Origin of the sequence: Streptococcus sp. 1032 (assembly GCF_013277015.1) — a bacterium.
Taxonomy (GTDB): Bacteria; Bacillota; Bacilli; order Lactobacillales; family Streptococcaceae; genus Streptococcus.
The window spans coordinates 35,213-50,817 of sequence record NZ_VMMD01000010.1 but is presented as its reverse complement, the minus strand read 5'-3'; the positions used below and the strand labels follow the sequence as shown (position 1 = coordinate 50,817).

Annotated in this window: 7 protein-coding genes and 2 pseudogenes; all 9 read right to left on the bottom strand. The window is 40.0% G+C overall.

Annotated features, from left to right (window positions below; all coding sequences use genetic code 11):
- Positions 1-8,428: YSIRK-type signal peptide-containing protein (locus tag HT711_RS02850; RefSeq protein ID WP_173249725.1), on the bottom strand; the 8,428-nt coding region annotated here is incomplete at its 3' end.
- Between the two features lie 469 nt (positions 8,429-8,897).
- Positions 8,898-9,269, bottom strand: a pseudogene (locus HT711_RS02845) (hypothetical protein); the annotation flags it as partial.
- 5 nt (positions 9,270-9,274) lie between these two features.
- A pseudogene (locus tag HT711_RS02840) lies at positions 9,275-9,727 on the bottom strand (hypothetical protein); the annotation flags it as partial.
- Positions 9,728-10,726, bottom strand: a complete 999-nt coding sequence (locus tag HT711_RS02835) for an Rpn family recombination-promoting nuclease/putative transposase (RefSeq protein ID WP_173249723.1) — start codon at positions 10,724-10,726, stop codon at positions 9,728-9,730.
- A 658-nt stretch (positions 10,727-11,384) separates the two neighbouring features.
- Positions 11,385-12,269, bottom strand: a complete 885-nt coding sequence (locus HT711_RS02830) for a PucR family transcriptional regulator (RefSeq protein ID WP_164226395.1) — start codon at positions 12,267-12,269, stop codon at positions 11,385-11,387.
- Between the two features lie 3 nt (positions 12,270-12,272).
- Entirely contained in the window at positions 12,273-12,659 is a 387-nt protein-coding gene (locus tag HT711_RS02825; protein ID WP_164226396.1) for a Mini-ribonuclease 3, read from the bottom strand.
- Positions 12,652-13,995, bottom strand: a complete 1,344-nt coding sequence (cysS, locus tag HT711_RS02820; RefSeq protein WP_164226397.1) for a cysteine--tRNA ligase — start codon at positions 13,993-13,995, stop codon at positions 12,652-12,654. Before cysS ends, HT711_RS02825 begins: the two co-directional genes overlap by 8 nt.
- An 81-nt stretch (positions 13,996-14,076) precedes the next feature.
- Positions 14,077-14,961: a GNAT family N-acetyltransferase gene (locus HT711_RS02815; RefSeq protein ID WP_173249722.1), complete on the bottom strand. Its 885-nt coding sequence runs from the start codon at positions 14,959-14,961 to the stop codon at positions 14,077-14,079.
- Positions 14,962-14,972: 11 nt separating this feature from the next.
- Entirely contained in the window at positions 14,973-15,590 is a 618-nt protein-coding gene (gene cysE, locus HT711_RS02810; protein ID WP_164226399.1) for a serine O-acetyltransferase, read from the bottom strand.
- Between the last annotated feature and the right edge of the window lie 15 nt (positions 15,591-15,605).

The following is a 15,605-nucleotide window of genomic DNA, read 5'->3' as shown; positions in this document are numbered from 1 at the left end:
CGTTTTGCCATTGTCCTACCGTTGGTGCGGTTGGCGCAGCTTTGGTTACTTTCAACTTAACAGTCGTGTCTTCGCTACTTCCGTCAGTGTAAGTAATCGTGACTGGAATATCTTTGGTGCTTCCTGCTGTTAAGGCTGGTAATGCTTCTTTTGAAGTCACTGAGTGAATGTTCGATGACGCATAGTCTTTCTCTTCACTTCCTACTGTGATTCCGACAACTCCCGTATTCGTATGAAGGTCTTCGCCACTCAAGGTGTCTGTTGGTTTCTTAACGATGTCTACTTTTGTAACTTTATGTGAGTTTGATGTGATTACTGTTGTAGTTTCATCACTCTTCGTTTCACCATTTCCAGCTGTAGCTACCGCTGTTATTGTGTATGTTCCATCTTCATGAGAGCCAAATTTCCATGTGTTATCTGGAGATTTTGATATAAGTCCATTCGATAATGACCAATTTTCTGATTTTTTCGCTACCACTTTAGTCGCAGATCCATTATCTTTCGAAATACTAAACATTACTTCATCAGCATCAGTCGGTATATTGATTTCTGTTTCACCATTCATTTTCGTCGTTGACGTCAACTCTGCTGGTTTCGGATGTTTAATAACGACTTCTGAACTGTCATCAGATTCTGTTTTATCGTTACCGGAAGTATACACAACTTTGGCGATAATTTTTCTACCTGCAGCAAGAGTTTGACCTTGAGTTAACGGAACTGAAATATTATCTTTCTTATCGTAGTTGCCTTCTTTAGCCACTACTTTTTCACCAATCTTAACAGGATCTTTAGTGGTGTCAGTTACATCGTAAAGCTCTACAGTTGTTCCACTATTCACGTTGTTTACTGTCAAGCTTGTTGCACTGGTTGTAGCACCTTCTACTGTCGGCGTTATTGGTTTAACAGTAAACGTTACATCAAATTCCTCATACAGATTCCAATTCTGAGATTTTGTATCCGAAACATAAGCTCGGATTCTATCTTTAACTTTTCCTAGGTAATTTGCTTTTTGTTTATCAGCGCTTCTAGTATATGTTGCATACTCTGAATAGTAGTTATTAGATGAAGATTTCCAAACTGAAGAAGTCCAACTATCATTACCATTATGATTATAATATGTAGAAGAATTGTTAGATGTACTTTCAAAGTTTCCTCCAAACGTCGCAACTACTTCTGTCTTTATCGGTGTAACGTGTAAAACAGGGACTTTTACATCAACATACTCACTATTGCTAACCTCTTGTCCGTCAGCATTTGTGATTGTATATGTAATTTTAACACGTCCAGTTTGATTAGGATTTGGAGTAGTAGTAACCGGCTTGCTTTCCCATCCAACTGTCACATCATCAGGTTTATTTATATTTCCATTATTTTCATTTTTAAATTGAATATAATTTGCTGCGTCCTTTCCTTGTGGTAGTGGAGTTGTAGGTTTCACACCATCTGTTGGATTATGATCTTTTTCTGATACAGTTGGGAATGAACTTTGTTTCGCCACAGCTGTTGGATATACTGTAACAGGTACAGTTACTTCTGTTAGTTTCGTAGTTGTATTATCAACATTTTTTTCTTTCACAACTAATGTTGCAGTGCTATCACCTACTGTTGTTGTGTTTGGAGCAGTTTTCCATTCAACCGTTAAGTAATTCGGTAAAGATTTTTTATTATTTTGTTCTTTATATACTAATGCAGTTGTAGGCGAAATTGTTACAGAACTTCCTGCAAGATACTTCAACGAAAGTCCTTCGAATGTTCTTCCTTCTGCAATATTTGCAGATGTTATTCCGCTCTCCAGATTTTTAAATGTTTGTTTTACATTTAATGTTTTTGTGTTCGAAGCGTCATTTTTTCGAAGATATTGTCCATTTTGTAAACTAACACTCCACTCACCATTGCTATTAGCTGTAGTAGTAATGCTATTATCATTTTGTAAAGTAAGTGTTACTGTCGCATTCGGTAAACTTGTACCTGATACCGTGCGATCAGCATCTGTCAACGTTCCATTAATTGTTGGTCTATTAATAGTTGCCAATCTATTTAATGGCATTTGCGTTTTTGTACCATCAGAGTAGGTCACTTCAACAGTATTATTAACATCATTTCCTTTACTTACTGTTATTATTGTATTGGTTGGCAATTGAGTATTGACTTTTTGTAATTCTGTTACTAACTTTTGTTTTGCAGCTTGTGTTAATTCACCATTTTGAATATCGTCTTTTTGCAACACAACAGATGTGTTTTTAATCCCACTTTCATAAACATTTTTAAGAGATTTTACCGTTACTGTAATTTGTTTTGTAACCGCCTGAACATTTCCCTGATTATTGTAATTTCCTGCAGCATCAACAGCACTATACGTAATTGTATAAGTTCCTTCTTTTAGATAGTCATTATTTCCTAACGTTATAGTTTCCCCATCTTTTTGAATACTTACAGTTAAAGTTCCTTCTCCAACAGTTTTTGGCTGTCCTTGAGCTGGGGTATCCTCTGCATCGCTTACAGTAACAAGATTTTTCAATGCAGCTAAAGTTAAAGTCCCATCAGCATGATAAACCTCTTTAGTATCTGGTTTTTTATCTATTGTTGGTAAGGTATTCGTTGCTGTTGCTCTTGCATAATCACCAGAAGGATTATTTGCCTCATTATCATAGTGAACACGAGCAATTACACTATTATTAGACGAAGGAATAGTGAACGGAATATCATTTTTTGTATGAGTATCTTTAATGTGTAATTTAAATACTTTCTCAGCTGGATTTGTACTTCTTTCTTCCGTAAAGTCAGTTGTTGTTTTTCCAGTAGCTGTAAATGTGCTACTTCCTGAAGGTTGATGTTGTTCTTCTACTTGCCATCCATTATCCGTTTTGTTAATTCCATACTGATACTTACTTCCGTCTTTACTTGCAATGATGACATAGAAACGGCTAGCATCATGCGGTACACGAACAACAATATCACGTCCTGCTTGAACTGGAGTTTCTTCAAATTTGGCTTCTCCTAAACGAACCTTAACAAGCGTTGAAGCCGAAGTCATTCCACTTATTTCTTGTTTAATTGAAACACCTTTAGCCGCTTTTGTCTTCGCATCTTGTTTCTCATTTTGAGTTAATAATTCATCATTTCGAAGTTCATATTCCCAATTTCCGTTTGCACCTACTCTCGTTGTTACTTCTTTATTATTTTGTAGCGCAATCTTGACAGTTGCTCCTGGAATACCTGTTCCTGCAATTCTTCTCTCTATCGAACCTAAGTCATTTCCAAATTCTCTCGAACCTGTAAACGTTGGCGCTACTGGCACTGCAATTTCTGTTCCTGTTACAACTTTGTAAGAATCATCTTCAAAAGTAATCTTAGCTACGTTTCCAAAACCGGCATCCGTCATTTTCTCTACTCGAGCAGTTGTTGGCAAGTTTTGATTTTGTTGTTTAATTTTTTCAACAAATCTGCCTCTTACAGCATCTGTGAAACCATTATCCGCAACATCTGACGCATTGAAAGGCTCTTTTTGAGTTAAATTAATTGTCGTAACATCTGCAATTGACTTAACTACAATCGTACGTGTGACAGAATCCGCAGCTGTTCCAGCAGCATCACTTGTACCGTACGTTACTACATAGCTACCTTTTTTCAGATAATCAGTATCATTAAGATTGAAGGCTTTACCGTCTTTAGTAATAGAAGTCACTGTTAATTTTTGGTTAGCCGTTTGACCTACAGTTTTATTATTATCATCCTCAACATCTGTGGCAACCATTAATTCCAAAAGTTTCGCTCTTGTTAATTTGTCACTAGCTACATACGTGTCTTTACTGTCAACTTTATTTGTGATTGTTGGTTTTGTATTGGTTACATTTGCACGTACCCAATCAGCACGTGTCTGATTTTCACCTACATAAATTTGTGAAGAATTTCCAACTGAATTTCCTGCAGCATCCGCTTTGTGCATACGTAAGCGAAGTTTATTTTCTCCAGCTTGTAATCTGAAAGGAATATTTGATTCCGTTTTAGGGTCTTTAACACTAATATGGAATTTCGTAATTGAAGGATTCGATTGATTATCTGTTTCTAAGGTTAATTTATCCTTAAAGCGTCCATCGATTTGCCATGTTCCGTTTACTTTTTTTACTGCTATTTCTTCATTACTATTATTATTCAGTTGAAGATAAGCTAACCCTACATCTTTAGGTAACGTAAAGTTAATATCACGACCCGCAGCAACACTATTTTCTAAAGTAGGGAATCCAATCAAAACATTTTTTCTTGTTTCGCCAGATGCTACACCGTCAAACTCTTGTTTAACGACTACAGGATTGCTCTTATAACCACTCGTATTATCCGTTAATACATTTTGAGTTAATACTTCATCAGCCTTTAAGTCATACTTCCAATTCCCGTCAGTTCCTACTGTTGTTGTAACTTCTTTATTATTTTGTAACGTAATCTTAACAGTTGCTCCTGCAATACCTGTTCCTGAAATGCTACGTTCTGTTGAGTCTAATGAAGCCGCATATGCTCCTTTTGGTGTTACAGTCGGTGCTTCTGGTTTAGCTACCTTACCATGTGGAATATCTAATGTTGAACCGTCTGGGAATCTAGCTACTACAACTTTTGTCTTATCATCTGTTGCACCTGGTGCGAATGTGACACTTGTGCCATTGATTGTTGGAAGCGAGTTATTGCTACGATTCACTTCTTTTAACTTATCTGCAAAGCTTTGTTTTGTTGCTTGTTTAAAGTTACCATTTTCAACACCACTATTTCCATAAACTACTTTAGCTGCATCAGCTGGATAAATAATAGATGCTCCTTTTGATTCTGCAAGTGATGAAACTGTAATGGTATGTTCTTTTGTTACACTTACACCTGCCGCATCTCTTGTTTCATACGTTAATGTATAAGTACCTTTTTTAAGATAGTTATTACCAGATAAATCAATATTTTGATTTCCTTGTTTAACTGTCACAGTCAAGTTTTCTTTAGCAGTACGACCTACTGTTTTGTTTGCATCATCTTCTTGGTCTGTTGCTGTCACAAGACCTTTCAATCCTGCTATTGTCAGGCTACCATCAGCTGTGTAATTATGTCTATTTGGTTCATTTACATTGATGGTTGGATTAATATTGGTTGGTTTGGCAGCAGTAACCCACCCACCATTTTCATTAGCCGGATCAGATGGATTTCCAGCATCATTATCATAATGTACCCTCATTGTTACATCATCATTTGCAGCAAGCGTAAACGGAATATTATTCTTTTTATCCTTAATACGGAAGGTCAATATTTTTTCAGAAACGGTATTACCATCCTGTACTATTAAATCAGTATGTTGAGCATTTCCTGTCCCTATTAGTTTCCAATTTCCATCTACTTTTTTTATATCATATTGGTATACCGTTCGATTATCTCTTTTTACCTGTACATAGAATAATCCAGCATCATGAGGGATCTTAACGGTAATATCACGCCCTGCTTGAACCGGTGTATTAATAGAGATTGCTCTAGCTAATTTGACGTCAACTCTCGTTTCAGCTGATTCCGCTTCATTCAAGGATTGTTTAATCTTCACTGGGTTCTCAGATTTTGTAGTCGCATCTTGTTTGTCATTTTGCGTCAACATTTCGGAATCTTTTAAGCGATAAGTCCACTGACCATTTGGCCCAACAGTTGTTGTTCCCGTTGTTCCATTCTGCAATGTTACTGTAATCGTCGCACCTGGATGACCCGTTCCTGAAATGCTACGGTCAGTCGACACTAAAGTTCCATTGTATTTTGTTTCCGTAGTAACCATTGGCGCCTTAGGAAGAACTTTGTATTTGAAATGATAGGTTTTATCGCCTGTTTTCCCATCATTCACCGTGATAGTACGTGTATACGATCCAGGAGTAAAATTATTAGGAACATTTCCTGTAAATGTAGGGCGATATGGACTAGTTTCAGTATAGTTAGCTGTAGATGATACATTGTTCGACAAACTAACTCCTGTTGGAAGAGAACCTCCTCCGATTTCAAATTTAGTAATCTTTCCTGTATTATCGAAAGCTTCTAAATTTGGTGCAAATAGCTCACCTTGAGTTACTGTATAGATAGCATCTGACGGGCTAGTTTCAGGCAATGTAACACCATTTATACGGACTACAGGAGGTTGTGTGTCTGTTGGCACAGTCGCTTTATGTCTATCACTAGCATCACTATTCCCAAAGTAAGATATGGCACTAACTTCTGTTCCAGCTTTAGCATACCCTGCTTTTACTGAGAATGAATTCCCATTGATTTGAATTCCATCCTTACCATCCCCACTACTAGTCCACGTTCCATCTTTAGGGTTACGTGTTAGGGTTATCGTTTTCTCTTCATTATCTTGATTCCTATAAGAGATTCCTACCATATCCACGTTTTGATTTTGGCCAGAATAAGGAGTTACTGTTACTGTCCCCTCATTATTAGGTGTAACTGTCGGAGCATTCGGCTTTTCTTGTAACCCTCTCGCCATGAAGTACATTTTTGCAACGTTATGTTCTATTGTTCTCATCCCAGCTGCATAGTATAGAGGGGCGTATGGTTTTTCCGTCTGAGTTTCGTAAGTAATAGTTATAGTGCCATTATCTGAAGTAAAGTGATACAAATGTTCAGTATTTTTATGCATGCCCTCTATGTTTCTGGCTGCTTTTTCACGAACATCATTAGGCACCGCTGTTCCAGGGATTCCTTTCGGGATGAATTTATGAGACAATTCTCCCAAGTAGTAATACTTGTCTTTATTACTATAATTAGCAGGATCTTCAGTATCATAAGGACTATTACCTACTACTTTTGGATTAATAAGTGAATTCGTTACATCTCTAAGACTGTTGAATTTTGTATTAAAGTCAAATGGACCTTTAGCAGAACCGTGGACAGCTCTTTTTCCCTCTCCTATGACAGTTTTTAACTTCCCATCGCTTCTCCATTCATTATTAAAATCATCCCCCCCTATTGAGAAATTACGTCCACCATATATTCTTGTAATCGCCAAAGATTTTGTGATTTTATGACCTTCAGGAAGAGTAAACCAATAAAAATCATTTGTACCCCCTTGATTACTCCCATTAAAAGTTACAGTCCATGTATATTTACCGTTCCCATTGTTTTTAACTAACATTTTTGCTCTGCCTAGAACATCTCTTACTGGAACTACATTATCAGAGTCTGGATTCGAATTAATCCCTCTTTCCATCGCATACAAATAAGTCTCAGCAGGCAACCCTGAACCATCCTCGTTTTGAACAATATACGCCCTTTTTGTATCAGGGCCAGTCGGATTAGCTCTAAAATCAGCACCTCGCGCCATTCTACTTCCATTTCGCAAATCACGTTTTCCTGATTTTTCACGAGTAAGTGCTAAGGCAAGTTTCTTCTCAGCTTGCTTTCCTTTTTTGAGGAGTTCTTCAATTTCAGCTGGTGTTAACTGAGGTTGTAATACACTAGCTTCAATTGATTTAACAATTTCTTCTACTCCTTCTAAAAGTTTCTTAGTCTCAGGACGTGTGATTTCATTTGCCTGTATCAAATAGGCAGACAAATCTTTCGAAATCGCTTTTAATTTTTCTTTATTCTGATTATCACTAACTTCTGACTTTGAAAGTTTAGTTGATGGAGTCCTAACTTCTCCATTAGTTGATGCTACAGGATTCTTCTCTAGGACTTTTGTAACAGCTTCCTTTGGAGTTAGTACAGTCCCCTCTGGAGCAGCCAGCGTAGTGTTTGTCAGACCTGCTTTTTCTAAGACTGGAGGAGTTGAAACTTGAGGTGACAAAGCTTCCCTGACCCGACGAGTCAGGTCTTCCATGAGTTTGACTTGCTCATCAACCTGTGCTTGCGTTGCTTTTGGATTCTCTAAGACCGCCTTAGCCTTTGCGAGACCTTCTTCGACTTCTATGTGGAGAGCCTTCATGGAGTCTAGGGTCAGATTTGCCAACAAAGCTTCTAGGGTGCTTTGTGTCGATTTGGCTGCACTTGTGTCAGCTACTGGCGCTGATACTTCCTGATCTTTTTCCTTCGCCACCTGAGGAGCTTCTTCTTTATCGTCTATCTTAGTCTCGGGCTGAGGACTTTTAACTTCAGCTTCTGATTCTTCTTGACTTCCTTCTTCAGCTTTAGCTTCTGGAGCGCTAGATTCTCCTGCTGATTTGAGATCAACTGGCTGTTCAACTACTGCCGTTTTCTCCGGATTCTCCTCATCTGAATCCTGTGGATCCCCATCTGAATTTCCAGAAGGTCCAGCAACTACATCACTAGCTGTTACCGGAGACACTGCAGGGGCCTGCGCTTGCACCCCATTCGCAAAGAACATCAGAGCCGCCACTGCAACACTAGCAGCCCCAAAATGATATTTCCTTATTGAGTAACGGTAAATTTTTTCACCATTATCATCACGATATGATTTTCTCATTATCTTACCTCTCGTTTTCCCTTTCTGGAGGTACCAAAAAATACCCCCCCCTTAAATATTTTAGGTATTTAAAGAAAGGATATGTTTCTTTTTATTCCCACACTTGTCAAAAGACAAATTCCGAGATAGTATTATTATATCCTATTTTCGCAAATTTGAACAGCAAAACGCGAAGTTTTTAGCAGTCTCGTGGAGACGTTAAAAAAGTAACAAAAAAGCCGATATAATAGCATTTTCTCGCGATTATATATATATATATATATGCACACCCTTATCTATCAACCTTATTATGGATAATATTTTAAATTTAATATAAATAAAAAACAGACCCTATCTATAGAAAGATAAAATCCGCCATTTTTTCTATATAAAATCAGCAGAATGCTTCTGCTGAAAATCGTGAAATATAATGTAAGTTTCCTAGCACTCTGATAAGATTTTAAGAGAAAAGCTAGATACATCCCCTAACTTACAAAAGCGCCTCAAACTCAGCGACGGTTATCCCCAACTGTTGACTGGCAACTTCAGATGTTAGAAGACATTGACGAACGAGATTTAGTAGCATAGACAAACTTCCTTCAGCTTTCCCGCGTTCAAGTCCTTGTTCGATACCTTCCGCCCTAGCTGTTTCCAAGGCATAGTCCTGTGCCAACAAGGCTTGTTCTTCTCGCATACGTAGTTGACTAAACATCTTCCTGTCCTCCTCGGACCAGCTCTTGTAGTCCAGCAGTTGATCTGCTTGGCTGATGGCTCGCTCGGGTTCCTGAGTAAAGGGCTTATTACCAAAAAACTCCAACCACGGCTTGCGAACGCTATCCTTGCTGGTTTCTCTGTATTTTTTAGTTCTTATTTATGATGCTCTTTCAATAGTGCCTCAAACTCAGCCACGGTCATGCCTGATTGCTCACTCGCAACCTCAGGTGTTAGAAGACCTTGACGAACCATATCCAGAAAGGCAAAAAGTTTTCCTTCTTCCCTTCCTTCAACTTTCCCGCGCTCCAATCCCTGTTCAACTCCCTCAGCTCGTCCACGTTCTAAACCCTCTGCACGACCACGTTCCAACCCTTTTTCCTCAGCTTGTTCCAAGGCATAGTCATGCGCTAACAAGGCTTGTTCTTCGCGTCTGCGTTGTTCACTAAACATTCTCCTGTCCTCCTCGGACCAGCTCTTGTAGTCCAGCAGTTGGTCTGCCTGGCTGATGGCTCGCTCGGGGTGCTGGGTAAAGGGTTTATTCCCGAAAAACTCCAACCACGGCTTGCGAATGCTATCTTTGCTGGTTTCTCTGTATTTTTTTAGTTCTTATTTATGATGGTCTTTTAATAATTCTTCAAACTCAGAGACAGTCATTCCCAACTGCTGGCTGGCAACCTCAGGTGTCAGAAGACCTTGACGAACCAGATTTAGTAGCATAGACAAACTTCCTTCAACTTTCCCACGTTCAAGTCCTTGTTCTAAACCTTTTTCGATACCTTGTTCAATCCCCTCAGCTCGACCACGCTCTAAACCCTCTGCCCGACCACGTTCAAGACCACGTTCTAAGCCCTTTTCCTCCGCTTGTTCCAAGGCATAGTCCTGCGCTAACAAGGCTTGTTCTTCACGCATACGTAGTTGGCTAAACATTTTCCTGTCCTCCTCGGACCAGCTTTTGTAGTCCAGCAGTTGATCTGCTTGGCTGATGGCTCGCTCGGGGTGCTGGGTAAAGGGTTTGTTACCGAAAAACTCCAACCACGGTTTGCGAATGCTATCTTTGCTGGTTTCTCTGTATTTTTTTAATTCCAAGAACGCCATCTTAACCAGATGGTTTTCTTGACCGTTATTGGTGATGGTTAAAACCTCACCTGTAGTGTCCTCTCGCATGCTAAAGCTATGAAAAGCCAGGTCATCTGAGAAATAATTGCTATCTACAATTGCGATAGCGTATACTGGTGCGATGTGTTTATAGCTCTGGTGAGTATCACCTTCACGTTGGCGAATTTTTTCTAGGTTTTGATTGACCTGACTGCAAAGGTAAGCCCACAGGCGATTGATGAAAAAATTCTGATGATGTACCTGAATTTCAATGATTACTTGGGTTCCATTATCCAACTCCGCCAAGACGTCTATACTGGTATAAAAATCCTGCGCTGAGTAAGGCAGGGAGGGCAAGACATGAATATTACTTCCCTCCAAAATCGTCACATTTTTTGCTGGCAAGTCCAGCATATCGCGAATAAATTGACAAGTGATTTCTGGATTACTAAAGATTTTCTTAGCAACCAAATCGTTGGTTGGGCTGATGCCCGGATGTCTTAGAATCATCCTTTTCCTCCTTCTATTATAGCACATTTTTTAATCTAGGTTTGCTAGATTCACTGCTACTATCTATTTATTCGGAAAAGAAAGGAGAAAGTTAAAAATTTTTAGACTTCACAGGTTGAAATTTACATAAAAAAGCAGCTGATTCTTTTTTTGATTCTACCATATTTCTAGCGATTACTCCTATAAATAGGATACATCCCAGTTTCTAGTAGAAAAGGACTCTGAAAAGCAAACAAAACCCAGTATTAGGAAGAGTTAAATCTTATCTGAAAATGACTAGCTCTCAAGCTATAGTTTTGTGTCTAAATATAAGTATCACTAGGAAAAACTCCATAAGTAAACACACCAAAATTGGATGTTCCTACTATGCGAAAACCTCTTCAAACTACGTCAACTTTGCCTTGCCTACAGCTTCAAAAGGACGTTTTGAGTCATCTGCTGGTAGATTTATTCATTGATTTTCAATCTTCTAATACTAAACAAAAATCAAACAACTATAGTGAAATAACATAAATTTTACATGAATAGATTAGGAAAATCAAAGCAAGTTCTAGGAATGTTTTAGCAGTCACAGTGTACTTTCCCAGCATCAATCCACTATAACTCTGCACATAAAAATGGAGAAGATGGCAATCCTCTTCTCCAAATATTAACTTCTTTACAAACCAACTATAGTTGACAAAGAACCTAAAATCAATTGATAACACAAGGTCAGGTCGGTCAACTCTTTCAACTGAAGCCCTGTCAACTCTTCCCATTTATCAATCTTGTATTGGAGAGAATTGCGGTGCAGATAGAGTTTCTGGGCTGTTTTAGTGAGAACAGCACTATTTTCCCAAAGAGAGAGGATGATTTCCTGAATCTGATCTTGATCCAAAATCATCTGGTGTAGACATTCCTTGATTACTCTCAAGTCCACGAGTCTTTCTCCCATACTCCAAAGATAGAGCTGAGAAAAAGTATGAACACCTTGATGACCCTGACGCCACCAAGTCTTAAATAAATCCCGCTCCGCTTTAATCAAGTCTGATAGGGCTTGATGCCCCGTCTGAGACCAAACCTGACCCAACATGATAGAGAGACGCAGTCCAAAGTCATACTCAACCGCTTCAATCGTATCACTTAAAATAGCTCGTACAGAGGTGTATTTGTCTTGTTGCAGCACGAAAACATAATCCTGAGCTCCGACCTGAAGCACTGTCTGACAGTTGGGAAAAAGAGTCCGCATCATATCTAGCCAAGAAGCTAGATTTTCCTGTTGGAAATAGGAAAGATGACAATAAACCAACTGAATCTTTTTAAAAGCTTGTGGTGCCTGTCCCTTCCCCTCAATCAGATAGGAATACCAAGGATTGAGCGAACGAGCCTGCTCCTGCTGGGTCAAAAGAGAAATCAACTGCTTTTCACGCTCGCTGAGCCCAGTTTCCTCCAGCAAAATCCACTGCTGAGAAGCTAAAGGGAGCGTGAGATAGCCCTCTCTCTTTACTGGCTGGTCTGAAATCTGAGCTTCAGGAAACCAGTCTTGTAGTTCTTTTGCCATCATGTCCTATCCCTCCACTTTTTGGATGCACCAAGAAATTAAGGTTTCGAGGCGCTCCATATTTTCAGTCATATGAAGATAGCCTATCACGGCTTCAAAACCTGTGGACATACGGTAAGTCACCACATCAGCATTTTTAGCTTTGGTGTGACTATTGGTATTGCGACCACGTTTGTAGATTTCTTCTTCTTTTCCCGTTAGGACTTGCTCCTCCAACATGAGGGAAATCAGGCGAGCCTGAGCCTTGGCTGAGACATACTTGGTCGCTTCTTGGTGGAGTTTATTGGGTTTGGTCATTCCTTTGAGGATGAGGTGACGGCGAATATACATAGAATACACCGCATCCCCCTCAAAAGCTAACGCAATCCCGTTAATGAGATTGACATCAATCACGTGTCCACCTCACTCCATCTTTGGTGTCAAGGAGCTTAATCCCTTGAGCAGCCAATTGGTCACGGATCTGGTCTGCTGTCGCAAAGTCACGATTAGCACGCGCTTCTTGACGTTTTTGAATCAAGGCTTCAATCTCTGCATCCAAAACTTCCTCAATAAAGACAATTCCAAAGACCTCTAACATAGCCGCAAGAGCTTCCTTAACACTTGCATCATAGTTACCTGAGTTAATCCATTTGGCCATTTCAAAGACTACTGTAATACCATTAGCAGAGTTGAAATCCTCATCCATAACCGCTACAAACTTATCTTTAAAGGTTTGTAACTCTTGGGCGTCCACATTTCCTGTAAATGGTTGCTCATAAGTGTTCTTCAGATACTTGAGATTAGTCTCTGCATCATGCACTGCCTTTTCTGTAAAGTTGATTGGTTTACGGTAGTGCTGGGTCGCAAAGAAGAAACGAAGTACTTGCCCATCAAGAGTTTTAAGAGCATCATGGACTGTGATAAAGTTGCCCAAGGACTTAGACATCTTGACATTGTCAATATTGACAAAGCCATTGTGCATCCAGTAGTTAGCAAAAGTCTTGCCTGTTTTAGCTTCAGATTGGGCAATTTCATTGGTGTGGTGAGGAAACTCTAGGTCAGCTCCACCACCGTGAATATCAATAGTATCGCCCAAAATCTCTGTTGACATAACCGAACACTCGATATGCCAGCCCGGACGACCAGGTCCCCAAGGACTGTCCCAAGAAATCTCGCCTGGTTTGGCAGATTTCCATAGGGCAAAGTCTACAGGATTTTCCTTGCGAGCTGTTTCTTCATCGGTACGACCTGAAGCACCCAGCTCCAAGTCTTCCAAGGTCTTATTAGCCAATTTGGCATAGTTGTGAGATTTTTCCACACGGAAATAGACATCTCCTTGACTCTCGTAGGCAAAGCCTTTTTCAATCAAATCTTCCACAAAGCGGATGATGTCAGCCATAAACTCCACCACACGCGGATGGCGGGTCGCAGGTTTGACGCCCAAGGCTGTCACATCCTCACGAAAGGCAGTGATGTACTTGTCCGCAACCTCCTGAGGCGTGATGCCCTCTTCCTTGGCACGGTTGATAATCTTATCATCTACATCTGTAAAATTGGAAATATAGGCAACCTCATACCCACGGTACTCAAAATAGCGACGAACCGTATCAAAAGCCACTGTTGAGCGGGCATTCCCCACGTGGATATAGTTGTACACAGTTGGCCCACAAACATACATCTTGACCTTACCGTCCTCAATCGGGACAAATTCTCGCAAATCACGAGACATGGTGTCATAGATTTTAATCATAAATCATAGTCAGGAAATCCAAAATCCAAGAACAATTAGTTTCATTACTAAGAGTTCAATTGAATTTCAGTCCGAATGTCTCTACACTTCGGAATCCCTTGCTCCTTTCTCATTCAGATAAACCACCTGAGTCTGTTTGACAAAGCCAATTTTTTCATACAAGCGCTTGGCACCTACGTTGCTATCCTCTACTGCAATCTGAAATTCCTTGTCATTTTGCTCAATTAGTTGGTTAACGATGGATTTTGCTAAGTAGCTTCCATAGCCTTTTCCATGTTCAGGTTCAGATATTGCTAAACCGTAGAAGTAATTCGTATCGCTCGATAAATCAACCGTGCAAGTCCCAATAACCTGACCGTCTTTTAATAAAATATATAAGCGACTTTCTGGATCTTTCAGAGCTTCAGAGACATATCTATCCACAACTTCTCTCGATTCATGTTCCTCTGAAAATGCCTGAAATTTTAACTGACTAATTTGATCCTGATACGAACTATCTGCTAACAAAACTTCAAGATTGGAAATGGTTGCTAACGGATAAGGTTTTCTATCCTTACCTAACCAAGTTTCTGTATCCTCGTCCTCGACCAATCCCCAGTTGCTGACAAAATCAGGATGGCGATCTAGAAAAACACGCTCTGTCTGAAAAGTAACTGAATGAATCGGAAAAGAGGCTGTTTCTCTCTCAAAACTAGTAAACAATGCACGCGCAATTCCCTGACAGCGACGATCTGGATGAACCAGTATCGTCACTTCTACATCTTGGTCATCAGCATAGACAGTTAAGAGACCAACAAGTTCGCCTTTTTCATAATAAAGGAAAAAGGCGGGCATGTTTGGGTCAAAATTAAGCATGTTAGAGAGATAGGGATCACGATAGGTACCGTCATAGTTTTGGCAACAGTTAATTAGTTTTTTCGCCTCAGATAACTCCTCTTGGCTTAACTTGTTTCTTGCTTGAATCATATAGGTATCCTCTACAAACCAGACGATCTGTGACTTGCTTCTTTAGCCTGCTCGAGTTTATTGACATAATACTCTCGTTTTTCTTCGACTTCGTGAATAACAGGCTCATCTTTCTTACCATGAAGACGGACAATCTTGGCCGGAATACCGACAACCGTCACATCACTAGGTACATCTGCTACGACAACTGCTGCAGCACCGACCTTGGCATTTTCACCGATTTCCACTGGTCCGATAACTTGGGCATGTGCTGATATAAGGGCACCCTGACGAACGGTCGGATGGCGTTTGCCACAGTCTTTTCCTGTCCCACCAAGAGTTACTCCGTGGTAAAGCATAACACCTTTTTCAACAATCGCTGTCTCTCCAATCACCAGACCAGAACCATGGTCGATAAAGACACCTGAATCGATCTGAGCTCCTGGATGAATCTCAATCTGAGTCCAAAAGCGCCAAAACTGACTATGCATACGAGCTAAGAGCTTAAAGCCATGCTTCCAGAGAAAATGCGAGAGACGGTGGGCCGCCAAGGCCTTGACACCTGGATAAGTCAGCAAAACCTCCAAAGTGGTGCGGGCCGCTGGATCATTTTCTTTTACGATATCAATGGTTTCGCGCCACCATCCCATACATTTCTCCTTTTC

Coding starts and splice junctions, on each gene's coding strand:
- HT711_RS02835 (WP_173249723.1), bottom strand. CDS start 10,726: ATGATTCTAAGACATCCGGGCATCAGCCCAACCAACGATTTGGTTGCT.
- HT711_RS02830 (WP_164226395.1), bottom strand. CDS start 12,269: ATGATGGCAAAAGAACTACAAGACTGGTTTCCTGAAGCTCAGATTTCA.
- cysS (WP_164226397.1), bottom strand. CDS start 13,995: ATGATTAAAATCTATGACACCATGTCTCGTGATTTGCGAGAATTTGTC.
- HT711_RS02815 (WP_173249722.1), bottom strand. CDS start 14,961: ATGATTCAAGCAAGAAACAAGTTAAGCCAAGAGGAGTTATCTGAGGCG.
- cysE (WP_164226399.1), bottom strand. CDS start 15,590: ATGGGATGGTGGCGCGAAACCATTGATATCGTAAAAGAAAATGATCCA.